Annotated in this window: 21 protein-coding genes; 12 read left to right on the plus strand and 9 right to left on the minus strand. The window is 29.7% G+C overall.

Going from position 1 to position 23,139, the window contains the following annotated elements; genetic code table 11:
- Positions 1-261 precede the first annotated feature (261 nt).
- The 3 genes from ETU10_RS03380 to ETU10_RS03390 are packed head-to-tail and all read right to left on the minus strand — an operon-like array spanning position 262 to position 2,273.
- Entirely contained in the window at positions 262-1,083 is an 822-nt protein-coding gene (locus ETU10_RS03380; RefSeq protein ID WP_146309905.1) for an undecaprenyl-diphosphate phosphatase, read from the minus strand.
- Positions 1,083-1,361, minus strand: coding sequence for a DUF3098 domain-containing protein (locus tag ETU10_RS03385; RefSeq protein WP_146262147.1), 279 nt, complete (start codon positions 1,359-1,361; stop codon positions 1,083-1,085). Before ETU10_RS03385 ends, ETU10_RS03380 begins: the two co-directional genes overlap by 1 nt.
- A 21-nt stretch (positions 1,362-1,382) precedes the next feature.
- Complete coding sequence (locus ETU10_RS03390) at positions 1,383-2,273, minus strand: cell division protein FtsX (RefSeq protein ID WP_146262146.1); 891 nt, start codon at positions 2,271-2,273, stop codon at positions 1,383-1,385.
- Positions 2,274-2,363: 90 nt separating this feature from the next.
- On the opposite strand from ETU10_RS03390, the gene rsmA reads away from it, so the two are divergent.
- From rsmA to ETU10_RS03415, 5 genes are all read left to right on the plus strand, one after another.
- Positions 2,364-3,128 carry a 16S rRNA (adenine(1518)-N(6)/adenine(1519)-N(6))-dimethyltransferase RsmA gene (gene rsmA, locus ETU10_RS03395; protein WP_146262145.1) on the plus strand — a complete coding sequence of 255 codons (765 nt, stop codon included), beginning with the start codon at positions 2,364-2,366 and terminating at the stop codon, positions 3,126-3,128.
- Positions 3,129-3,149: 21 nt separating this feature from the next.
- Positions 3,150-3,401 (plus strand): YHS domain-containing protein, encoded by a 252-nt coding sequence (locus tag ETU10_RS03400; RefSeq protein ID WP_146262144.1) that lies wholly within the window; start codon positions 3,150-3,152, stop codon positions 3,399-3,401.
- A gap of 107 nt (positions 3,402-3,508) precedes the next feature.
- Positions 3,509-5,947 carry an alpha-ketoacid dehydrogenase subunit alpha/beta gene (locus ETU10_RS03405; protein WP_146262143.1) on the plus strand — a complete coding sequence of 813 codons (2,439 nt, stop codon included), beginning with the start codon at positions 3,509-3,511 and terminating at the stop codon, positions 5,945-5,947.
- Between the two features lie 12 nt (positions 5,948-5,959).
- Positions 5,960-7,039 carry a DNA replication/repair protein RecF gene (gene recF, locus ETU10_RS03410; RefSeq protein WP_146262142.1) on the plus strand — a complete coding sequence of 360 codons (1,080 nt, stop codon included), beginning with the start codon at positions 5,960-5,962 and terminating at the stop codon, positions 7,037-7,039.
- A gap of 204 nt (positions 7,040-7,243) precedes the next feature.
- A complete protein-coding gene (locus tag ETU10_RS03415; protein WP_146309906.1) occupies positions 7,244-9,805 on the plus strand; it encodes a phosphoenolpyruvate carboxylase in 2,562 nt (853 codons plus the stop codon).
- 57 nt (positions 9,806-9,862) lie between these two features.
- Here ETU10_RS03415 and ETU10_RS03420 read toward each other — a convergent pair whose 3' ends face one another.
- Together ETU10_RS03420 and ETU10_RS03425 are read right to left on the minus strand one after the other, a co-directional pair.
- Entirely contained in the window at positions 9,863-10,294 is a 432-nt protein-coding gene (locus ETU10_RS03420; RefSeq protein ID WP_146309908.1) for a hypothetical protein, read from the minus strand.
- Positions 10,295-10,311: 17 nt separating this feature from the next.
- Complete coding sequence (locus ETU10_RS03425; RefSeq protein WP_146309910.1) at positions 10,312-11,763, minus strand: ATP-binding cassette domain-containing protein; 1,452 nt, start codon at positions 11,761-11,763, stop codon at positions 10,312-10,314.
- A 132-nt stretch (positions 11,764-11,895) separates the two neighbouring features.
- On the opposite strand from ETU10_RS03425, the gene ETU10_RS03430 reads away from it, so the two are divergent.
- The 4 genes from ETU10_RS03430 to ETU10_RS03445 are packed head-to-tail and all read left to right on the plus strand — an operon-like array spanning position 11,896 to position 15,635.
- Positions 11,896-12,867, plus strand: coding sequence for a polyprenyl synthetase family protein (locus tag ETU10_RS03430; protein WP_146309912.1), 972 nt, complete (start codon positions 11,896-11,898; stop codon positions 12,865-12,867).
- 3 nt (positions 12,868-12,870) lie between these two features.
- Positions 12,871-13,863: a GSCFA domain-containing protein gene (locus ETU10_RS03435; protein WP_146309914.1), complete on the plus strand. Its 993-nt coding sequence runs from the start codon at positions 12,871-12,873 to the stop codon at positions 13,861-13,863.
- Between the two features lie 32 nt (positions 13,864-13,895).
- Entirely contained in the window at positions 13,896-14,666 is a 771-nt protein-coding gene (locus ETU10_RS03440) for a TatD family hydrolase (protein ID WP_146309917.1), read from the plus strand.
- A gap of 3 nt (positions 14,667-14,669) precedes the next feature.
- A complete protein-coding gene (locus ETU10_RS03445; RefSeq protein WP_146309919.1) occupies positions 14,670-15,635 on the plus strand; it encodes an acyltransferase family protein in 966 nt (321 codons plus the stop codon).
- A 35-nt stretch (positions 15,636-15,670) separates the two neighbouring features.
- Here the strand turns inward: ETU10_RS03445 and rpmA are convergent, their stop codons facing one another.
- Positions 15,671-15,931: a 50S ribosomal protein L27 gene (rpmA, locus tag ETU10_RS03450; RefSeq protein ID WP_146262134.1), complete on the minus strand. Its 261-nt coding sequence runs from the start codon at positions 15,929-15,931 to the stop codon at positions 15,671-15,673.
- Between the two features lie 25 nt (positions 15,932-15,956).
- Positions 15,957-16,343 carry a 50S ribosomal protein L21 gene (rplU, locus tag ETU10_RS03455; RefSeq protein WP_146262133.1) on the minus strand — a complete coding sequence of 129 codons (387 nt, stop codon included), beginning with the start codon at positions 16,341-16,343 and terminating at the stop codon, positions 15,957-15,959.
- A gap of 171 nt (positions 16,344-16,514) precedes the next feature.
- Here rplU and fmt point away from each other — a divergent pair, with 171 nt between their 5' ends.
- From fmt to ETU10_RS03470, 3 genes are read left to right on the plus strand one after another with little or no spacing between them, the layout of a single operon-like run.
- Entirely contained in the window at positions 16,515-17,480 is a 966-nt protein-coding gene (fmt, locus tag ETU10_RS03460) for a methionyl-tRNA formyltransferase (RefSeq protein ID WP_146309921.1), read from the plus strand.
- Entirely contained in the window at positions 17,480-18,304 is an 825-nt protein-coding gene (locus ETU10_RS03465) for an HAD family hydrolase (RefSeq protein ID WP_146309922.1), read from the plus strand. Before fmt ends, ETU10_RS03465 begins: the two co-directional genes overlap by 1 nt.
- Positions 18,291-19,040, plus strand: coding sequence for a hypothetical protein (locus ETU10_RS03470; RefSeq protein WP_146262130.1), 750 nt, complete (start codon positions 18,291-18,293; stop codon positions 19,038-19,040). Before ETU10_RS03465 ends, ETU10_RS03470 begins: the two co-directional genes overlap by 14 nt.
- A gap of 66 nt (positions 19,041-19,106) precedes the next feature.
- Here ETU10_RS03470 and ETU10_RS03475 read toward each other — a convergent pair whose 3' ends face one another.
- Together ETU10_RS03475 and ETU10_RS03480 are read right to left on the minus strand one after the other, a co-directional pair.
- Positions 19,107-20,300, minus strand: a complete 1,194-nt coding sequence (locus ETU10_RS03475; protein WP_185145051.1) for a PepSY-associated TM helix domain-containing protein — start codon at positions 20,298-20,300, stop codon at positions 19,107-19,109.
- A gap of 77 nt (positions 20,301-20,377) precedes the next feature.
- The gene (locus ETU10_RS03480) at positions 20,378-23,071 is read right to left on the minus strand and encodes a TonB-dependent siderophore receptor (RefSeq protein WP_146309924.1); all 2,694 of its coding nucleotides are present in this window, start codon (positions 23,069-23,071) and stop codon (positions 20,378-20,380) included.
- Positions 23,072-23,139 lie beyond the last annotated feature (68 nt).

The raw sequence follows: 23,139 nt of genomic DNA on the forward strand, positions 1-23,139 counted from the left end.
CAGTTATTAAATTTTATTTATATTGATTTAAAAGTAATTACTATAGGTCTAGTCTTCTTTATATAATTTTAAAGATTATGAACACGACGTAGATAATGGAAATCACTTATAAAAACAGCTAACCACGGTTTATACTAAATTTTATTAGGTTGTGAGGTAAGAACATTTAAACAATTAAAATTGTTTAAGATATCTTAAAGAAGATTTTAATGGGTGTATAAAGCATGATAAACTTATATAAATAATTTAAAGTCTAGTAAACTATTTATGCTGAAAAAAATAAAAGTATATCAGTAATAAAGTTCCTATAATTATTCTATACCAACCCCAGATTTTAAAACCATGCTTTTTTATCACTCCTACAAAGAATTTAATTGCAAAAATTGAAACCACAAAGGCTATAATATTGCCAAGGATAAACAGTCCAAAATGTTCAGAGTTTGATAATAGCAATTCATATCCTTTCATTTTTAAATCACCTTCTTCCCAAGTTTTAAGAGTTAAGGAATAAACGGTTACTGCCAACATAGTCGGTACAGCTAAAAAGAAAGAAAATTCTGCGGCAACCTCTCTGCTTAGTTTTTGCTGCATTCCACCTATAATAGATGCTGCAGACCTGCTAGTTCCAGGCATCATTGCTAAGCATTGCCAAAATCCAATAGTAATTGCCTGTTTTATAGATATATCTTCTTCTTTTAGGATAGTTGGATTCTTAAAAAAACGATCGATGAATAGTAGAACAATTCCTCCCAAAACAAGAACGATCGCAATGATTTCAGGTTTCTCAAGAACATCATCAATTTTATCGCTAAAAAGCTTGCCTAATATTAAAGCTGGAATAACGGCGCATACAAGTTTTAAATAAAAATTGATTTTTTTAAAATCAAAAAATTTTTTCCAATACAATACAACGACAGCTAATATTGCTCCAAATTGAATGCAGTATTCAAACATTTTAACAAAGTTATTCTCCTCAATGCCTAACAAGGAACCAGTAAAAATCATGTGGGCTGTTGAAGAAATAGGAAGGTATTCTGTTAATCCCTCAATAACAGCAATAATAATAGCTTCTAAAGTATTCATTATTTTTTATTAGTTTTGGATGGATTAGGATGGATCATTATTGCATAACCTTCAATGATAAAACCAAGAATGATTAGCGTCGGTGCTAAGCGAACTCTTCTAAAACTAAATATATCTTGGTTCCAACTATTAGGATCGTAAACTCCATTCACCGTATTTGCATCAGGGCCAGTCATAAGTAAAAAACCTAAAGCTATAACAGCAACTCCTATGAACATGAAAATATAATTTTTTTTACCGAAAAGAAGATCACTTTTATTTTCTGAATTTTTTTTCATTTTAAATAAAAATTTATACTGTTAATAATACAAATCGTTAGACTTTAAGCGTAAAAATCTCCATGTTGCAAACCAAGTACTTAAAGATGTTATTAATATACCTAATACAAGAATAAAAGCAGCTAATATAAGGTGATTTTTAAAAACTATAATTGGAGGAAGAATGTGTAAAACATTGGTTATAACGTAGTTGGTAGCAAACAGCAACAGCAAAGCTATAAAGGCTCCTAAAACACCTAAAGTTAAAGATTCTGTTATAAAAGGACGTATAATAAACGAACGTTTTGCTCCCACCAACTGCATGGTTTTAATAATGAATCTTTTAGAATAAATTTTTAAACGGATGGAGTTGTTTATAAGCGATACAGCGATAAACAAAATAATAATGGCTAAGACAGAAATTCCAATGGTTATTTTTTTAACACTCTTATCCATTTTTTCTAAAAGGCTATTGTCAGACTTTATTTCATCAACAATAGGATTTTTTATCAGCTGTTTTTTAATAGTTTCAATATGTGTAGAATCAATAAATTCAGGCTTTAATCCAACTATAACTGAAGCAGGGAAAATATTTTCTTCAAATAACACCTGAGAATCCACTCCCAGTTCTTTTTTACCAATATCAGTAGCCTCTTCTTTGGTAATGTATTTAATAGATTTTACGTAAGGATGACCTTTTAAGCTATCTACGTACTGAACCTGAGATTGGCTGTTGGGGTTAGATTTTTTTTCATTTTTAAAAAAAACTTCTATAACCATTTGTTCCTTCAGATAATCAATATAAGAATTAGTGTTAATAATAATTAATCCAATAATCCCAATTAAAAATAAAACCATAGCTATACTAATAACTACAGTAATATTGGATGAGCGTAGCCTGTTTTTATCTAAGTTATCTGCTTTGATTGCCATAATTTATAAAATGTTTGCTAAAGTATAAAATCTTCATAGATTTAAATGTAATTTTGGGTATAAAATAATGTTAAAAGAAAAGAGAATATTTTGAAAGTAAAGCCAAAAAAACACTTAGGGCAGCATTTTTTAAAAGACTTAAATATCGCATCAAAAATTGTAGATTCTTTAACCTATAAAAATTACGATACAATTCTTGAAATTGGACCAGGTACGGGGGTATTAACTCAATTTTTATTAAACAAAAATGTAGAATTATTCCTTTCAGAAATAGATGATGAATCTGTTGAGTATTTAAAAATTAATTATCCACAGTTAAAATCTAAAATTGTTGATGATTTTTTAAAAATTGATATTCATCAAATTGTCCCAAAGAATTTGTCAATCATTGGAAATTTTCCTTATAATATTTCATCTCAAATAATATTTAAAGTTTTAGAAAATAAAGAGCAAGTTGTTGAAGTTGTTGGAATGTTTCAGAAAGAAGTTGCGGAAAGAATAGTTGCAGAAAAAGGATCGAAGATTTACGGAATACTTTCAGTTTTGACTCAGGCATATTATAAAACGGAATATTTGTTTACAGTACACGAAAATGTTTTTAATCCACCCCCCAAAGTAAAGTCGGCAGTTATTCGCCTTTCTCGTTATCGAGAACAAATTGAGGGAGTAGAATCAGAATTATTTATAAAAATTGTAAAAGCAGGATTTAACCAAAGAAGAAAAACCTTAAGAAATGCGCTAAAAGTTTTAGGCGTTCCCTTATCTTTGCATGACCATGAATTTTTAAATCTTAGGGCAGAACAATTGTCTGTAGAAAATTTTATACAATTAACCCAACAATGGCAGAACAGTTAATTCAATTATAAATTAATCAATATGAAAAGACTCATTTTAATATCTTCAGTTGTATTCTTAGCAATCGCATGCGAAAAAAAATCAGATATGCTAGAGAATGCAAATAATCTCTCAAATGTTAAAGTTGAAAATCAATTAGATCCTGTGTGTGAAATGGAAACATCCAAACACTTGGGAGATACACTTACCTATAATGGTAAACTTTATGGATTTTGCAGTAGTAAATGTAAAACTGATTTTGAAAAAAATTCTCAACAATACCTAAATAAGTAATAAACATCGTATAAATACGAAAACATTCTTTGGAAAGAATTTTTATGCAAAATTCTGTAACTTTGTTCGTTTAAAAGTAAAGAGTAGTGGTTGAAGAAAATAGTTCTATGGAATTAGAATCTGCATTAAGTTTTTATGAGTTTAAAAGAGAAATTTTAAAAGACTATCGACTTTGTTTAATAAGCCGAGAATGTAGTATTTTAGGCAGAAAGGAAGCATTGTCTGGAAGTGCTAAGTTTGCTATTTTAGGTGATGGAAAAGAATTGCCACAAATTGCAATGGCTAAAGTTTTTAAAAATGGAGATTTTCGTTCTGGTTATTACAGAGATCAAACCTTGGCTTTTGCTACAGGCGAAATAACAATTGAAAACTTTTTTTCTCAAATGTATGCTGATGCAGATCCGGAGAGAGAACCACAATCCAGAGGGAGAATGATGAATGCTCATTATGCGACGCATTTAGTAGATGTTGATGGAAATTGGAAAAATCTTACAGAACAAAAAAATCATGCAGCGGATCTTTCTCCCACAGCAGGACAAATCCCTAGATTATTTGGATTGGCTTATGCTTCTAAAATATATAGACAAGAAAAAGGATTGTCAAAACAATCCAATTTTTCAAATCAAGGAAATGAAATCGCTTTTGGTACCATTGGAGATGCAAGTACTTCCGAAGGACATTTCTGGGAAGCCATTAATGCAGCCAGCGCTTTACAAATCCCTATGGTTCTTTCCATATGGGATGACGGATATGGGATTTCTGTTGATTCTACGGAGCAAAGAGCCAAAAAACAATTTAAAGAACTATTGCAAGGATTTGAAAAAAAATCCGGTGAGAAAAAAGGCTGTAAAATTTTTCATGTGAAAGGATGGAATTACCCAGAATTAATTGAAACTTACAGCAAAGCAGAAGAGTTAGCCAGAAATGAACATGTTCCTGTAATTATTCACGTAGATGAATTAACACAGCCTCAAGGACATTCTTCCTCAGGGTCTCATGAAAGATACAAGTCTAAAGAGCGTTTGCAATGGGAAAAAGAGTTTGATTGTTTAAAAAAATTTAAAGAGTGGATATTAGACTTTAAAGTCCCAAATTTAGATAATAACACTTCACGATCTTTAATTTCAGAAAATGAGTTGGAAGAGTTAGAGGAGTCTGTGAAAGAAGAAGTGAAGAAACATCAAAAAATAGCATGGAATCAGTATAGAGAATCATTAAATTCCATTAAAAGTGAAGCCATGCAACTAGTGAATTTATTAGAATTACAAAGTTCCAAAAAAGTATTTATTAGTCAGCAAAAAGATATTTTTTTAAAAATTACTAATCCATATAAAAGAGAAATCTATCATTTTGTTAGGAAGATTTTAAGGATAATAAGGGATGAAAATATAGCGGCTAAGTCAGATCTTATCACATGGTTCAATAAAAATTTAAAGAGAGAAGAGGATAATTATAATACAAAATTATATTCAGATACAACAAAATCAGCGTTAAATATACCATATATAGCACCTGAATTTGATCAAGAGTCAAAATTAGTAGACGGAAGGCTAATTGTAAGAGACAATTTTGATAAACTATTGATGAAATATCCTGAGCTCATTGCTTTTGGAGAGGATTTGGGAAAAATTGGAGATGTAAATCAAGGATTTGAAGGTCTACAAGCAAAATATGGAGAACTTAGGGTTTCTGACACAGGAATTCGAGAAGCAACTATAATTGGGCAGGGAATAGGTATGGCAATGAGAGGATTAAGACCTATTGCGGAAATCCAATATATTGATTATGTATTGTATGGAATTCAAACCATGAGCGATGATTTGGCAAGTTTGCGTTATAGAACAGGAGGTAGGCAAAAAGCGCCTTTAATTATTCGTACAAGAGGACATCGTTTAGAAGGGATATGGCATTCAGGTTCACCCATGGCGGGTATTCTTAATTATTTAAGAGGAATTTATCTTTTGGTGCCTAGGAATTTTGTACAAGCAGCTGGATTTTATAATACTATGATGATGTCGGACGATCCTTGTATGATCGTTGAATGTTTAAATGGTTATAGATTAAAAGAACCATTGCCAAAAAATCTTGGTGAGTTTACAACACCAGTAGGACAAGTTGAAGTGACTAAAGAGGGTAAACATATAACTATATTGACTTACGGCGCATGTTGGAAAATAGTTACAGAAGCAGCAAAAGAATTATCCATTTTAGGAATTGACATAGAAATTATAGATGCTCAATCATTAATTCCATTTGATATTAAACATCAAACAGTCGAAAGCTTAAAGAAAACCAATCGATTGTTAATCGTTGACGAAGATGTACCAGGCGGTGCAAGTGCTTATTTATTGCATAAAGTTATTGAAGAGCAGAGAGGTTTTCAGTATTTAGATTCTGCACCTGTAACTCTAACAGCTAAGGAACACCGCCCGGCTTATGGCACAGATGGGGATTACTTTTCTAAACCTTCAGTTGATGATGTTATTGAAAAAGTTTACAATATTATGCATGAAGTAAATCCAACGGAATATCCACCAATTAGATAACTATTCTATAGGATGACTTTAGAAAGCCTTAAATTATTTAACTTTAAAAATTTTGAAGAAAAACATTTTTCCTTTTCAAACAAAATTAACTGTTTAGTTGGTAATAATGGCAAGGGGAAAACTAATGTTTTAGATGCTATCTATTATTTATCTTTAACAAAGAGTTATTTAAATTATTCTGACCAAAACAATGTGCGTTTTGGAGAGAATTTTTTTTCACTAGAAGGAATTTTTAAAAATCAGGATAACCAAGATATCATCAAGTTATTAGTACAAACCGGTCAGAAAAAAGTATTAAAAAAAAACAATAAATCTTATGAAAAGCTGTCAGAACATATAGGGAAATATCCATGTGTGATGATTTCTCCCTATGATCAAAATTTGATAGCTGAGGGTAGTGAATTTAGGCGAAAGTTTATGGATAATATGATTTGTCAACTAAATCCTGAATATTTGCATTGTTTAATACGATACCAAAAAGTACTATTGCAAAGAAATGCATTACTAAAATTGTTTTCGGTACAAAATACTTTTGACGCTTTTAGTCTAGGAATTTATGATGATGAATTAATTAAAAACGGAAACACTATTTATAAATTTAGAATACAATTTATACAAGATTTTGTATCGGTTTTTAGCAAATATTATTCAATTCTATCCAATCAAGAAGAATCCGTAGATATTCAATATATTTCTGATTTACACGAAACAACTTTTCAAAATCTATTAAAAGAAAATCTATTAAAAGACAGAAATTCCACCTATACTTCAAAAGGAATTCACAAGGACGATTTATTATTTAAGTTATTTAACCATCCGATAAAAAAGATAGGTTCTCAAGGTCAACAAAAATCATTTCTAATTTCATTGAAGTTGGCTCAGTTAGAAATTATAAAAAATTATTCTAAGAAAAATCCTATTCTTTTAATGGACGATATTTTTGATAAATTGGATGAGGAAAGAGTGGAAAAATTGTTAAAGCTAGTCTTAGATGAAAATTTTGGACAAATTTTTCTATCGGATACTCATAAAGATAGAACAGAGAGTATAATTCAAAACATAAGTTCCAATTATTCTTTATATAACTTGTAAAATTTTATTGCTCAGGATATTGTTCATAATTCAATTTATCAGTTGAAATAATTCACTTAAAATTATGAATTCTATAAAAAAATTATGATATTTATATACTCAAACAATAGTAAAATTTAACTAAACTCTATGGATATTTTGGTCGTTCATTTAAAAGTATAAATTATAGAATTTTAAAAATCATTAAACACAACGAGTTGATATATGGATCAAAATGTTTCTGAATCTACTTTTAGACAAGAAGTAGAAAATAAATACATAGTATACAATAGCTTATTTGCCAATTTGCCTTATCATGATATGGGGAAGTTAGGAGCTTTAACCCCTATGTTATACGATTTGGCTAACGAAGAATTGAATAAAGAGAAAAATCCTAAAGATATTATAGAGTTTTTCTTAAACAAATATGCATATTTAAATAAAGAAGAGGACAAAAATGAACTTTTATTTAGAATCATTCAATTTATAGAAAGACAAGTTGTTTTATTTGATTCTGTTGAAGACGCATCTTTTGATAAAATTATAGCCGTTAACCATCAGAATGGAACTTTAGAGAATCTTTATCAAGTAGCTCAGCAGCAAAACAAATTAAAAGAAGTTTACGAAGAACTAAAAACTTTTAAAGTACGTGTAGTATTTACTGCGCACCCCACACAGTTTTATCCAAATACGGTTTTAAGAATAATATCAGACCTTACAGAGGCGATACAAGATAACGATATTACTCAGATTAACAATTTATTACAACAATTAGGAAGAACCCCCTTTATAAATAAAAATAAACTCACTCCATTGGAAGAAGCCAATAGTATCATCTATTATTTACGATATGTGTATTACGATGCTATAGGACAACTGCATGAAAAATTATTTTCTGAATATTATTCAGAAAATAAAGACTTTATACCAATTATGGAACTTGGCTTTTGGCCGGGAGGTGATAGAGATGGAAACCCATATGTAACTTCAAGTATCACCAAAAAAGTTACACAAGAATTAAGAACTAGCATTATGAAATGCTATTATAATGATCTTAAAAAAATATCCAGAAGACTCACATTTAGAGGAGTATATGAGAAGTTAAGAGAACTAAGTCAATTGATTTACGATAATTCTTTTGGAGTTAAAAAAGGTTTAACTACAGAAATTATTCTTGAAAAAGCTTTAGAAATAAGAAGAATTTTGGTAGATGATCATGACGGTATTTTTTTAAATGAATTAGATCGATTCATACGTCAGGTACAAACATTTAGAATGCATTTTGCCTCCTTAGATATACGGCAGGACAGTAGTATTCATCAAAAGATTTTAAATGCAATTGTAAAGAGGTACAATCTTTCTGAAAAATCTTACGATGAAATGGATAAGGAAGAAAAATTTTATGTTTTATTCCAGTCCAATATTTTAATTCAAGAATCAGATTTTGAGGAAGATATTATAAAAGATACCATTAGGAACATTAAACAAATTAAACAAATACAGGAAGAAAATGGTGTTCATGCAATTCACCGCTATATAATTAGTAATTCTACTTCTATTTTTAGTGTATTGGAGGTATTTGCCTTATTTGAATTTTGTGGATATAAAAAAGAAGATATAGAGCTAGATATTATTCCCTTGTTTGAAACAGTAGAAGGTTTAGACAATGCAGAAAGCATCATGCAACAATTGTATAATCTACCTTTATATAGGGAACATTTAATGAGGAGAGAAAAACGACAAACGATTATGTTAGGATTTTCCGATGGAACCAAAGATGGTGGATATGTGAAAGCCAACTGGGCTATATTCAAAGCAAAAGAAGAATTAACTAAGGTTTCTAAGGATAATGAGATCGAGGTATTATTTTTTGATGGTAGAGGAGGTCCACCAGCAAGGGGAGGAGGAAAAACAAGACAGTTCTATGCTTCCCAAGGACCAACCATTGCATCCAATCAAATACAACTCACGATTCAAGGACAAACTATATCTTCTTCATATGGATCAATAAATCAAGCCAAACACAATTTTGAACAGCTTATCACAGCGGGTATATCCAACAGAGTGTTTGAAAATAAACAATTGATACTTAGTCCTAAAGATCGGTATATTTTGGATGAATTGTCCAAAATAAGTTATAAAAAATATAAGGAACTCAAAGATCATCCACAGTTTATTGCTTATTTAGAAGAAAGGACTACAGTAGAATATTACGGTAAAGCTAATATAGGAAGTCGTCCATCGAAAAGAAAAAAAGATTCTTCAGGGCTTCAGTTTAAGGACTTGAGAGCCATTCCATTTGTGGGGTCATGGAGCCAGGCAAAACAAAATGTTCCAGGATATTTTGGTTTTGGAACTGCTATACAAGAATTTAAAGAACAAGGAAGATTGTCTGAGTTGCAAGATTTGTACGAACATTCATTGTACTTTAGAACCTTAGTTCAAAATAGTATGATGTCAATGATAAAATGTAATTTCAAATTGACTTCTTACATGAAAGATAATGATAAATTCTCTGATTTTTGGAATATTTTAAACGAGGAATTTAAATTAACGTATGATTTGTTATTGGAAGTTTCTAAGCAAAAGGTTTTAATGGAGAAGGAAGAAATCAATAGAATGTCAGTTTTATGTAGAGAAAAAATAATGCTTCCTTTATTAGTAATCCAGCAATTTGCATTACAGAAAATAAACGAGACTGAGAATGATGAGGATAGAATCGTATATGAAAGAATGTTAGTACGAACACTGTTTGGAATTATAAATGCAAGCCGTAATTCTGCATAGTTTAAAGATAAAGTAAAAAAGGTTGGCTTTCAAGCCAACCTTTTTTTTATGACCATTTTAAGATTCTACCATTTTATTATTTCTAGTGTAAGGAGTAACTAAAAAATATAGATTAGACGAAATCCATCCAATCCAAAATAAATATCCACCTAGGTGGAATTTGTCTTTCATCAAGCGATGTTCAAAAACACTTGAAAAATCATAATATGTATATACTAATCCAAGTACGCCAATTAGTAAGAGAAAAAAGAACACTATCCGTGAAGCACTTAATGTGCAACCTCTTTTTACGATCCATTGAATAAAAATTAACACAATTTGAATACTGAAAATTATTAAAGCAGTTTTCCACCAAGTTTTAAAAACTTTATACTCAGTACGTACAAGGTTTATTCCCATTCTTCCGATAAAAGACATTAAGGACATTAAATACCCAGCAATTGCAGAAATAATAATTTCAAAGATTATTAGTAATGAAATTCTTTTCATAAAAAATAAATAAATAATTAATGTTTCGTTAATACTAATTCATGATTAATAATTTCAGGAATTTCTTCTTTGTAGTGACTAACAAATATTACAGTTTTATCAGAAGAACAATATAAATTGAGTAACTTAATAATTTTCTTTTTATTATCCATGTCTAATCCATGCAAAGGTTCATCTAAAATCAATAAAGAAGGATCTTTAACAAAAATTCTGGCAAGTAAAACTAGGCGTTGTTCACCTGTGGATATATTTAAAAATGAGCTTGAATGTAGAGATTCAATGCCTAAAATTTTCATCCATAATAAAGCAATTTCTTTTTGGCTTTCAGTACATTTGTTATACAAGCCGATGGTATCAAAGAAACCTGAACTGACTACATCTAAGCAATAAACATTCTTTTGATAGTACAAATGCATTTCAGGAGAAATATAACCTATATTTCTCTTTATATCCCAAATGCTTTCACCCGTACCACGTGGCTGATCAAAAAGGGTAATATCATTGGCATAGGCCTGCGGATTATCCGCAACAATTAAACTTAATAAAGTACTTTTTCCAGAACCATTAGGACCTAAAAGAGCCCACTTTTCCCCTTTTTTAACTGTCCAAGATAGATGATTTAATATAGTTCGTTTGTCGTAGGAAATATTTATATCTTTAAATAAAATAGCGTTATTGTAGCTTATTACAACTTGTGATTTTGGCAATTTAGAAAGCAAATGATCGTCAATTCTAGACTTAAACAAGTTTTTATGAAGGTCTTTATTATTGATAAAATCTGTAAAATTTTGAAAAGGTAAAATATTACAATCTATTATAGGTAAAATATGAGTAATTAAAGGTGGTATATCAGCAATATCGGAAGCTAAAAGAATGATTTGTAAATCTGTGAATTTAATCAAATCATTGAATACCTCATTTAAAATACGTCTTGAATGTGAATCAAGCCCTATAAAAGGCTGATCTATAATTAAAATTCCAGGTTTAGAAGCTAAAGATTTTACTAATAAAAACTTTCTAAGTTCTCCACTTGAAAGAAGATTAATTTTTTTATTTAAAAGATCATTAATTCGAAAAGTAGAAATTAAATGATTGACCCATTCCTGATTATCCTCTTGTTTTAGAAAATCTTTTACTAAAGGGATATCTTCTTCTAAGCCTATATTCCATCGTTGTTGATAATAACTATTTCTGCAATCGGTAAGAGAATAAATATCTTTAAAAGCAACATACTTTACAAAATTTCTAATTGAGTATTGTTTACCGCATTCATCCTTACATGAAATTTTTCCGGATTTCAATCCATATTTCCCGGTTAAAATTTCTATGAGTAGGGTTTTACCAGAACCATTGGCTCCTATCACAGCCCACTGTTCTCCTTTTTTTATTTTCCAGTTAATGGGAGTAGAAAAAGAAAAAAAATTAATTCTTGGAATTGCATTTTTTATTTCAATTAAGTCGGTATTCATTTCATTAGAATTAAAATCTAAATTACCCAATTAATTTTAATATAAGAGAGAAATTTTATATTTAAATGGAGGATATCAAAAATAAGATGGAAAAAGATATTCACTATCTTTGTGTGATACAATGGATGCAAAATGAATTTTTTAGAAAAATATAGAGGTTTAATAAAAGAAGAAATAATTAAAAATGCCTTTAATACAGCACCGGAAGAATTGTATGAGCCTATGAACTATATTTTAGATTTAGGGGGGAAACATTTGCGTCCAGTTTTGGTTTTAATGACTTACCATTTATTTAAAGAAGATTATTACAAAGTAATTAAACCAGCGTTAGGAATTGAATATTTTCATAATTTTTCTTTGATGCATGACGATATTATGGATAAAGCACCTCTAAGAAGAGGTAAACCCACTGTACATAAAAAGTTTAATGAAAATACAGCAATTTTATCTGGAGATGCATTGTTAGTGAAATCTTTTCAAATGTTGGAGGATCTTGACCCACAATTATTTAAGCCCTGCTTTCAGTTATTTAGTGAAACTGCTTTGAAAGTTTGTGAAGGTCAACAATACGACATGAACTTTGAAAACCAAAATAAAGTTTCCTTTGATGAATATATTCATATGATAACGGGTAAAACAGCAGTATTATGTGCTTGTTCTATGAAGATGGGGGCATTGCTAGCAGAAACTTCAAGTGAAAATGCTTCAAACTTGTATGAATTTGGTAAATATTTAGGAATAGCTTTTCAGTTCATGGATGATTATTTAGATGTATTTGGAGAACAGCAGGAGGTTGGTAAAAAGTATGCAGGGGATATTTATGAGAATAAAAAAACAATTTTATACATTTTAGCAGAGGAAAACGCTAATCCAGAAGAAAAGAAAGAGTTACAATATTGGTATGAAATACGAGAAGAAAGTCAAGAAAAAATATCTAACGTTGTTCAATTATTTAAAAAATTAAAAGTTGATCGAAAATGTTTAGAATTGGTCAATGAATATAACAATCAAGCAAAAAAACATTTAAATGCAATAAATTTAACGGAAGAGAAAAAACAACCTCTTTTAACGCTTATTGATAATTTATTAATAAGAAAAAGTTAAGTTATGATATTTAGAACAGAGCTTGAATATCAAACCAATGAATTAAAATTAGATTATAATAGCAAAATTTTTACTATTGGATCCTGCTTTGCTACAGAAATAACCCAAAAACTGATACATTATAAATTTAATACTTATCATAATCCATTCGGAATATTATTTCACCCCTTAGCGATTGAAAATGCGTTGATGAGAATTTATTCCAATCAAGAGTACATAAGTTCTGAAATATATAAGTATGAAGAACTTTATATAAGTTGGGATCATAGCTCTACTTTTGATTCAGTAAATGCAGAAACTATTTTAAACCAAATAAATAAAAATATACAAACCGCTCACGATTTTCTAAGAAATACTGATTTAATAATTATTACTTTAGGAACATCTTGGATTTACAAATTAAAGCAGTTTGATATAATTGTTGCTAATTGTCATAAAATTCCAAATTCCAATTTTAACAAACTATTACTCACCGAACACCAGATTAAAACTTCATTAAAAAATATAGTGGAGATGCTTAACGATCTAGGTAAAGATAAGGTGAAAATTCTATTTACTTTAAGCCCTGTACGGCATATTAAAGATGGTTTAGTAGAAAATAATAGAAGTAAGGCTCAATTGTTATCCGTCATACATTCTGTGGTGGACTTGTATGATAATTGTGAATATTTCCCAGCTTATGAATTTATTATGGATGATTTGCGAGATTATCGTTTTTATAAAGAAGATTTAGTTCATCCCAATGAGGTGGCTATTCAATATATATGGAATAAATTTAAAAATTCCTTTATGAGTAATGAAGTGGAATCAATTATGCAAAGAATTGATAAAATTAAACTATCCTTACAGCATAAAGCACAAAATGAAAGTACGATAGCGCATAAAAAATTTTTATATAACATATTAAAAAATATACAAGATTTAGAACCTTTATTGCCTAAAGGATCTATGCAGTTAGAATATCATTTATTAAAAAACAGAATAGAGAATACGTAATCCTATTTTAAGTCTTTAATAATAAAGTAAATATGGAATTTATAGATACACATACACACCTATATTCAGAAAAATTTGATGAAGATAGGGAAGAGGCTATAAAAAGAGCTGTTGAAGAAGGAGTAGGAAGATTTTATCTACCCTCAATAAGCTCAGCTTATTACTCTAAAATGAAGAATTTACAAGAAAATCATCCAGATAAAATTTTTTTAATGATAGGAATTCATCCCTGTGATGTAAAACCTGAAAATTATAAACAAGAGCTAATTTTTGTTAAAGATCAATTAGAAAAAGAAAAATTTGCAGCTATTGGAGAAATTGGAATTGACTTGTATTGGGATACTTCTACCTTGGAAATACAAAAAATAGCTTTTAAGGAACAAATAGAATTAGCAAAGAAATACCAGTTGCCTATTGTTATTCATGTTAGGGAAGCCTTTGAAGAAGTGTTAGAAATTCTAAGGCATGAAAAGTCTCCCGACTTATATGGGATTGTTCATTGCTTCAGTGGAACTTTAGAACAAGCAAAAGAATTTATAGATTTAAGGTTTTCTTTAGGTATAGGTGGTGTAGTAACCTTTAAGAATGGAAAAATAGATCAGTTTTTAAAAAAAATTCCTTTAGAATCTATTGTTTTAGAAACAGATTCACCTTACTTAGCACCTGTACCATTTAGAGGAAAAAGGAATGAATCTTCTTATATTAAATATGTAGCAGATAAACTTTCAGACATCTATCAAATTAATATTGATGAAATAGGCAAGAAAACTACTGAAAATGCGTTAAAAATTTTTAAATTATAAAGAGTGGCCAGAGATAAATTATTTGATTCTTTAAAATTTTTACTCATATGCTTAGTAGTTTTTGGGCACACTATAGATACTAGTACTACTAAATTTGATCATATTTTATTTGGTTTTTTGTATACATTCCATATGCCTTTGTTTATATTTATTTCAGGATATTTTTCAAAAAATATTACTTGGAAAAAATATAAGAAATTTTTTATAGGATTATCTATTACATTTACTATATTTCAATTCATATACTCAATACCATCGATGTTCTTAGGATTTGAAAACTGGTTGCAAGTCTTTATTAGACCTAAAGGTTGGTATATATTAGGATTGTTCTTATGGAGATTTATTTATGTAATCGTTAAAGGTAGGATTTCAATTATAAATTTATTAATTATATCTTTTTTAGTGCCAATAATACTAGGATTTCTACCCTTTAACATTGAATTTTTCAGATTAATAACCTTTTTTCCCTATTTTTTGTTAGGTGTTCTTAGTTCTAAAATTACTATGGTTAGAATAAGAAAGATTAATAAATTTTATTCTATTCTATATTTAATGATTTTATTTGTATTTATTTATAAAAATATGGATATACGCTATAGACTCTCTTTATTTGGAGAAGGAAGTTATCTAGTATATTTTCAATCCAATCTAGTAGGATTATTTTACAGACTTCAAGCTTATTTATTAGCCATTATTACTTCAATAGCGGTTATAAATCTTACACCTCAAAATATAGGTAAGTTTGGAACTAAAACTTTGGAGATATATTTAATGCATTTTATTTTTGAAGTAATTATTTACAGTATAATCTTCCCAAGATTTACAATTCAACCTAATTTACTTATAAATATAATTAGTACAATAATTATTATAACTTTATGTATCTATATTAGTAATTTTAGAATAATACAATTTATAATGCATCCATTAGATTTTTTTAATAGTAATTATAATAAAAAAAACCGATAAATTTTATCGGTTTTTTTTATTATTAAAAATTTTACTTAAGCCTCATTGGGTTTTATAGAAACGTAAGATCTATCATTTTGTTTTTTTCTAAAAACAACAACACCATCAATAAGAGCAAATAAAGTATGATCTTTACCGATTCCTACATTATCTCCAGGATGATGAGTAGTACCTCTTTGTCTTACTAAAATGTTTCCTGCTTTGGCTTCTTGACCTCCGAAAATTTTCACGCCTAATCTTTTAGAGTGAGATTCTCTACCATTTTTGGAGCTACCAACTCCTTTCTTGTGTGCCATGCTATAATTTTCTTTTTAGTTAAAATTAATCTTCTGATTTTACTTCTTCCTTTGCTTCAGTTTTAGGAGCTGCTTTCTTTGCTGCTTTTTTAGGAGCTGCAACACCACCTATAGAAACAATTTGTATTTGAGTAAATTGCTGTCTATGTCCGTTTTTAACTTTATAACCTTTTCTTCTTTTCTTTTTAAAGACAATTACTTTGTCTCCTTTTACTTGGTCTAAAACTTTTGCGACAACAGTCACTCCTTCTATAGCTGGGGCGCCTACTGTTACGGAACCGTCAATGTCAGTAAGTAATACTTTATCAAAAGTAACCTCATCCCCGGCATTAGCTTTTAAACGATTCACGAACAATTTTCGATCTTGCTCAACTTTATATTGAAGCCCTGCTATCTCTACAATTGCATACATAAAATATCCGTTTTTTGTTTTTTGGACAGCAAATATAATAAAATAATTCTATAAATATAAGCAATTAGCTAAATATTAGCATACAAATAAAATTATAAAGAATGCATTTCTGCCAACAGTTATTTATATTTGTAAGAATAACAAAAAGAGCTAAGTTTAAAAATTTAATAAATGAAAGAAAGAAACTTACGTGTTGTATTTATGGGAACTCCCGAATTTGCAGTAGCACCATTAGATAAAATTATACAAGCTGGTTATGAAGTAGTAGCGGTTGTAACAGTTCCAGACAAGCCAGCAGGGAGGGGACAAAGAATATCTGAATCAGCAGTTAAAAAATATGCTTTAAAGAATAATTTGAATTTATTGCAACCTGAAAAACTAAAGGACAATAATTTTATAGAGGAATTAACAAATCTAAAACCAGAGGTAATGGTAGTGGTTGCCTTTCGTATGCTACCGAAAGAAGTTTGGTCATTACCCAGTTTAGGTACATTTAATTTGCATGCCTCGCTTCTCCCACAATATAGGGGTGCATCACCAATAAACTTTTCAATTATCAATGGAGATAATGAAACAGGAGTAACAACTTTCTTTATAGATGAAAAGATAGATACCGGAGAAATTTTACTTCAAGAGCGAATAGCAATCAACGAAAATGAAAATGCTGGAGAATTACATGATCGCTTACAAGAACTTGGCTCTCATTTAGTAGTTAAAACTTTGCAAGGGTTGGAAGACGGAACATTAAAATCCGAAAAACAAGAATTAAAGAAAGAAGTTGAATATAAATATGCACCCAGAATCTTTAAAAAAGATTGTTTAATAAACTGGGAAGATAAAATAGAAAATATTCATAATTTAATAAGAGGTTTAAGTCCTTATCCAGTAGCCTATACTCATTTAGTTATCGGCAATGAAAAATTAAAAATTTTTAAAATATTTAGCGGCTATTACAGCAGAGAAACTCATAATTTTCCAATAGGGAAAATAATAATAGAAGGAAAAGATATTTTAAAAATAGCTATAAAAGAAGGCTTTTATTTTCCAAAAGAAATTCAATTGGAAGGTAAAAAAAGAATGAATATTTCAGATTTTATTAATGGGCTTATAGATAAAAATAATATAAAAGTACAATAATGATAGATTATAGTAATGTTAAATTAGTGGTTACAGATATGGATGGGACATTGCTCCATACTGATTATTCACTGAATCCTGAATTTTTTGATCTGTACAAACAATTAAAAGAATTACAAATTCAATTTGTTGTTGCAAGTGGTAGACAATACGATAGTTTAGCTTCAATCTTCAACCCAATAAAAAATGAAATCTATTTTATTTCAGAGAATGGAGGGAATGTAATTTTTAGAGATAAAAAAATTTTTGTAGGAGAACTATCTCAAGAATTAATAAATAAGGTAGTAGACGCATTGGAGAATCTTCCTGGTACAGAAATTTTGTTGTGTGGAGTTAAAAGTGCTTATATGGTAGATGAAAAAAAAGAGTTTGAAAAATTTGTAGCACCTTATTATCCAAAAAGAAAATTTGTTTCAAATTTTAGAGAACCAATTAATGACGATCAAATTGTTAAAATTGCTGTGTTTAATACTAAAGGGTCAGAAGAAAATGTATATCCTTTGGTGGAACATTTAAAAGAGGATTATTTGGTAAAAGTATCAGGTAAGAATTGGTTGGACATATCAATAAAAGATTCAAATAAAGGTAAAGCTCTTCAAATAGTGCAAAGACTTTTAGGAATTCATAAAGAGGAAACTATGGCTTTTGGTGATTACTTGAACGATTTAGAAATGATTCAAGAATCTAAGTTTAGTTTTGCTATGGAAAATTCACATCCCTATTTAAAAGAAAATGCCAATTATGTTACTAAAACTAACGATGAAGATGGAGTGTTATGTGTGCTAAAAGAAATGATTAAACAAAGAAAAGATGCAACCAAGTAATAAATTTATAGGTAAGAGAAGAGAGATATTTATAATAATTCTGTTCATTTCATTTCATTTATTAAATGCATCAAGCTTTAAGCTTAAAGATGTAATTGCTGTAAATGATTTTTTACAAGGAGAGGAACCAAGTCTTCAATCCATTTTGAATAATTATTATAAAGCGGTAGCAGGAAGTAAAGAAAAATTAGAAAGTATAAAAACCCTTGAATCTAAAGGAGAAATTACATTTAGTACAACGGATGTTAAAGCAAACATTGTTACTAAATACCAAGTACCTAATAAATACATTTCTATCGTAGATTTTATGGGGCAAAAAGTAGTTCAGGGTTTTGACGGTTTAAAGCCTATTTCCAATTTATCTGCTCTTACACAGGATAAAGAAAAAGAAATGAGAGAAAAAAAAGGTATTTTTACTGAACTGTATTTTGCTGATGAAAATTCAGAATATTTAGGTAAAAGTATTCTTAATGGAAATGAAGTGCATAAAATTAAATTTAAAGATAAAGATGCCGAGACCATTGTTTATTTTGATGCAAAAACAGGGTTGAAAGTTAAAGAAGAAATTTTAAAGACAGGAGAGAATATGGTAAAAGAATATTCAGACTATAAAGATTTTCAAGGAATAAAATTAGCTACAAAAATTAAAACCATAGTACCTGGACAGATAGCTACGCAAACAGTAGATAGCTATACGATTAATCCTGTATTTTCCGACAAAGATTTTAGTTTATAATACCATTTATATTAAATAAATAGAATAGCAGATTCTTAAGATAAGAATCTGTTTTTTTTGTGAAAATTATTTTTTCTTTTTCATCTTATTAAACCAAATAATTATACCGGTTACAGGTAAAGAAGTTCCAATCAGGCAGCAAATAAAATATAACACTTTTGAGAAAGTTCCCATTATATCACCAATATGTAGAGGTTTGATTAATGAAACTATTTGAACATTTAAAGGCTTATCTTTAAATAAGTCTAAAGAAATAATTTCTCCATTGTATGGGTTTAAATTCATCTTATCCGGAGCTGCTATTGCGAAAATGCCTGATTTGCTTTTAGAAATACTATATGCATGTGCAGAATCTTTAGGTATATTTATTCTAACATCTCCCTTGTAAGGCAATTGTTGATTTACTATTCGTTCAACTTCTTCAAAAGAAATGGTTTGATCTGAAGTATTTTTTAAAGTTAATGGTTTTTCATTTCTTCCAGCAAAAACTTCACTGCCCATTATCTTTCCCAATCCATTTTTGTACCATTCAAAAGACCAGCACAGCCCAGTAATAGCCATTAATAAAAGTAAAAATAATGAATAAAACCCAAGGGTATTGTGTAAATCATGATTGATTCTTTTCCATCTAGCTTTAAACTTAATTTTAAATCCAGGTTTCCAATGATTCCATCGCTTCCAATATTTAAACTTTTTTGGAAACCATAAGATTAATCCTGAAATTGATAATAAAATAAAAATTAGGGTTGATATTCCAATGATGGGACGACCTATGCTCGGATCCAATAATAAAAATCTATGGAGCTTCATTACGATCATAAAAAACTCAGAAGCTTTATCACCATCTTTGCCAGCAATCTTTCCCGAATAAGGATTTACATAATAGGTGGTGGGTCTTTGTCGTTTAGGTTGAATATTTTCATCGCCTTTACTTTTGATCTTGTTATTTACAGGAGTTGTTTTTTTAGACAATCCAAACAATATATTTTTTGCGCGGTTCTCAGGAATTTCTATAAAAGAAACCTTTCCATTTTCAGTTTTTTCAAGTGTAGCTACTAACTTTTCAATCGGTAGATACGGTGAATTATTGTTAAAGTCGGAGGCATTGTATTTATTTGGATTTACAAAATATTCAATATCACTTCTAAAGACGTAGATACTTCCTGATAAACATACGATAAATAATACGATTCCGGCAATCAATCCCAGCCAAAGGTGTATGTCATTAATGAATTTCCTGAATTTATTTTTTTCTTTCATATTAAGTTAGATGTGCAAGTAATTTAAAAAAGACTACCATAACTAGTAGGGTAGTCTTTATTTAGTAAATGGGAAAATTAGAAATTATATCCTACTTGAATGCCAAAGTTACTAGGATCAATTTGGTTTATAAATCCGCCTCGATAATAGGAATTATACCCCAGCTCGTTAAATATATTATTAAAGAAAACTTGTATATCAAATTGTTTGATTTTATAACCTGCTTGTGCATTTACAGTCAGGTAAGAAGGCATTAAAAAAGGTTTCACTCCAGGGGTTGTACCATGACCGTCAGCAACTAAAGACCATTCATTCACAGGTCTACTTCCAACATAATACACTCCTGCACCCAACGATAGATCTTTCAATGCTCCTTTGTCAAAGGCGTAACGTAACCAGCCGTTGAAGGTGGTATGCGGTGCATTCATAGGTCTAGATCCATCAACATAAGAAGGGCTATCTTCATACTTAGCATCTAGATAAGAATAACCTAAAATAGCTTGTAAATTAGGTAGTATTTTCCCAGTTAATTCAAGTTCAATACCGCTTCTCTTTAAATCTCCGGCAAGAATATAATATAGAACTACGTTACTTACGCCATCGGTAATTCCATACTGTAAATCAGAATTTCTAATATTAAAATAAGTGGCATTGAAAAATAAACGATTCTCGAACCAAGAAGATTTAAAACCCATTTCCCATTGTTTAGAAACAGCGCTTCCCATTTCTTTACCATTAATATCTCTATTAGCTGCAGATCTTAAATCGCTGGTAGTGGTATAAGATCCGAAAATATTTATATTTTCTATAGGAGTAATCATTACACCAAAAAAAGGATCCCAAGCATTCCCTTGGGTTTTCCCAATAGTAGAATTACTCTGGCTAATTTTTGAACTATAACGAACGCCTAGCATCGCTTTAATATAAGAATTAAAACTTACAACATCTTGCACTGTAAATCCATACGAAGAGGTATTGGATGAACTTACTTTTTCGTCACCAAAAGTGTACCCCGTGGGTTTAACGTTGGAAATAGGAGAATAGACATCAATAACATCAATGTATTTTACCGATTTCCCTTTAGAATCTAAAAGAGAATAACTAGTAGTATTTAAATCTGTTTTCTTAAAATCAAACCCTGCTTGAAACGTATGTTTCATAAATCCAGTTTTTACATCTTTCCCAATTAAATCTAGCTGGATTACTTGATTTTTATCATCTCTGGCAGATTTATTTAAAGTTCTATATCTTTTACTGTAATCAATGACACCATTTTCAGAAAACTTATTTTTAGTTAAACTTGCTGCTGTGCTTTCAGTTTGGTATGAAGATCCAGCATATGCAAGTCTTAACATTAATTGATTAGTTAAGTCTCTGTATAATCGGGTGCTATAAGTGGTGGTTTTGTTATGCATATTATCCGATTTGAACCCCAAGAATTTATTATGTGGCATTTTAAACAACGCCTCAATATTATCAGGAGCAAGATTAATCGTGCCAATATCAGGAGTAACATTAGAATCTAAATAATCCATCTCCAAAACTATTCTAGTCTTGTCGTCCGGTCTCCATTCAAAAGAAGGATTAATATAAAATTTTTCTTTGTTTATATAAGATTTATAACTATCAGATCTTTCATAAGCGGAATTAATTCTTATTGCAGCAGTCTTTTTCTTGTCTAGTACAGTTTGAAAGTCAAGCGTAGGTCTAAACATTCCCCAACTCCCTGTTCTTATAGATATATTGCCTTGGTCTTTAAACTTAGGGGTTTTAGTAACTACATTAATAACTCCTCCAGGGCTACCCAAGCCGTCCCCAATTCCTTGTGTTAAGGCTGCTGAACCTTTAAGAACTTGTACGCTTTCTACACCTTGCATATCAGAAGCAATAGAAGCCGTACGGAAATCGGAATCTACTTGCACCCCATTTTTAAGAACCGGAGTGCCTCTGTATCCACGTATAGACATACTTTCTCTAACTCCACCGTAGGAACCAAATAAAGTAACTCCAGCTACATTTTGTGTAGCGTCTGACAAAGATAGAGCTCCTTGTTCTTTAATTATTTTTTCCGGAATAATTGCTATATTCTGAATCATATCTTGAGGGTCAATCGGGATGCGAGTAACCATATCAAGTCCGTTAGGTACTTTCTTTTTTCCATAAACTACAACCTCGTCTAAATTTTTATCGGTTTTAGCCAAGGAATTTAAAGTGATAGTGATGTTTCTTATTTCGTTAGGACTTAAGAAAATATTTTCAAAATGTTCCGAATATAAAGAACTATTTTGAATAAATAAATTATGAGCTCCTTCCTTTAATCCATAAATGCTAAAGTAACCGGAAGGATCTGTTTGTATAGAATTAGTATTGCCATCTACATATAAATTTGCATTAACCACCGGTTGATGATCCTCATCAAAAATATAACCTTCAATTCCCGAATTATGGTTAGCGATTGAATCCTTATTAGCTTTTAATACAATAAAGATTTGTTTCAAAGAGTCAGATATTAAAGAAATTTCCTGATTGTGTAGAGAATAATTAGGGTGAAATACAGACATGGAATGCGTGCCTTTTTCCAATTGTTCAATAAAGAAAAAACCTTTGGAATCACTGGTTTTATGTGAAGGGTTTCCATCGATATATACGGTTGAATTTTCAATTGGAATACCTTGTTCATCTAGTATAAACCCCTGAATGGAACTTAAATTTTGTCCAAACGTAATTATACAGCAAAAAAATAAACTAAAACTAGTGTAGATATGTTTCATTAGATGTGTTTAAATTATTGAAGCAAAATTAATTTTTATTTAGACTAATTACAAATAAAATTCTATAA

It is taken from the genome of Apibacter muscae, assembly GCF_007845595.1.
Lineage (GTDB): Bacteria > Bacteroidota > Bacteroidia > Flavobacteriales > Weeksellaceae > Apibacter > Apibacter muscae.

Coding starts and splice junctions, on each gene's coding strand:
- ETU10_RS03380 (WP_146309905.1), bottom strand. CDS start 1,083: ATGAATACTTTAGAAGCTATTATTATTGCTGTTATTGAGGGATTAACA.
- ETU10_RS03385 (WP_146262147.1), bottom strand. CDS start 1,361: ATGAAAAAAAATTCAGAAAATAAAAGTGATCTTCTTTTCGGTAAAAAA.
- ETU10_RS03390 (WP_146262146.1), bottom strand. CDS start 2,273: ATGGCAATCAAAGCAGATAACTTAGATAAAAACAGGCTACGCTCATCC.
- ETU10_RS03400 (WP_146262144.1), top strand. CDS start 3,150: ATGAAAAGACTCATTTTAATATCTTCAGTTGTATTCTTAGCAATCGCA.
- ETU10_RS03405 (WP_146262143.1), top strand. CDS start 3,509: ATGGAATTAGAATCTGCATTAAGTTTTTATGAGTTTAAAAGAGAAATT.
- recF (WP_146262142.1), top strand. CDS start 5,960: ATGACTTTAGAAAGCCTTAAATTATTTAACTTTAAAAATTTTGAAGAA.
- ETU10_RS03415 (WP_146309906.1), top strand. CDS start 7,244: ATGGATCAAAATGTTTCTGAATCTACTTTTAGACAAGAAGTAGAAAAT.
- ETU10_RS03420 (WP_146309908.1), bottom strand. CDS start 10,294: ATGAAAAGAATTTCATTACTAATAATCTTTGAAATTATTATTTCTGCA.
- ETU10_RS03425 (WP_146309910.1), bottom strand. CDS start 11,763: ATGAATACCGACTTAATTGAAATAAAAAATGCAATTCCAAGAATTAAT.
- ETU10_RS03430 (WP_146309912.1), top strand. CDS start 11,896: ATGAATTTTTTAGAAAAATATAGAGGTTTAATAAAAGAAGAAATAATT.
- ETU10_RS03435 (WP_146309914.1), top strand. CDS start 12,871: ATGATATTTAGAACAGAGCTTGAATATCAAACCAATGAATTAAAATTA.
- ETU10_RS03440 (WP_146309917.1), top strand. CDS start 13,896: ATGGAATTTATAGATACACATACACACCTATATTCAGAAAAATTTGAT.
- rpmA (WP_146262134.1), bottom strand. CDS start 15,931: ATGGCACACAAGAAAGGAGTTGGTAGCTCCAAAAATGGTAGAGAATCT.
- rplU (WP_146262133.1), bottom strand. CDS start 16,343: ATGTATGCAATTGTAGAGATAGCAGGGCTTCAATATAAAGTTGAGCAA.
- fmt (WP_146309921.1), top strand. CDS start 16,515: ATGAAAGAAAGAAACTTACGTGTTGTATTTATGGGAACTCCCGAATTT.
- ETU10_RS03465 (WP_146309922.1), top strand. CDS start 17,480: ATGATAGATTATAGTAATGTTAAATTAGTGGTTACAGATATGGATGGG.
- ETU10_RS03470 (WP_146262130.1), top strand. CDS start 18,291: ATGCAACCAAGTAATAAATTTATAGGTAAGAGAAGAGAGATATTTATA.
- ETU10_RS03475 (WP_185145051.1), bottom strand. CDS start 20,300: ATGAAAGAAAAAAATAAATTCAGGAAATTCATTAATGACATACACCTT.
- ETU10_RS03480 (WP_146309924.1), bottom strand. CDS start 23,071: ATGAAACATATCTACACTAGTTTTAGTTTATTTTTTTGCTGTATAATT.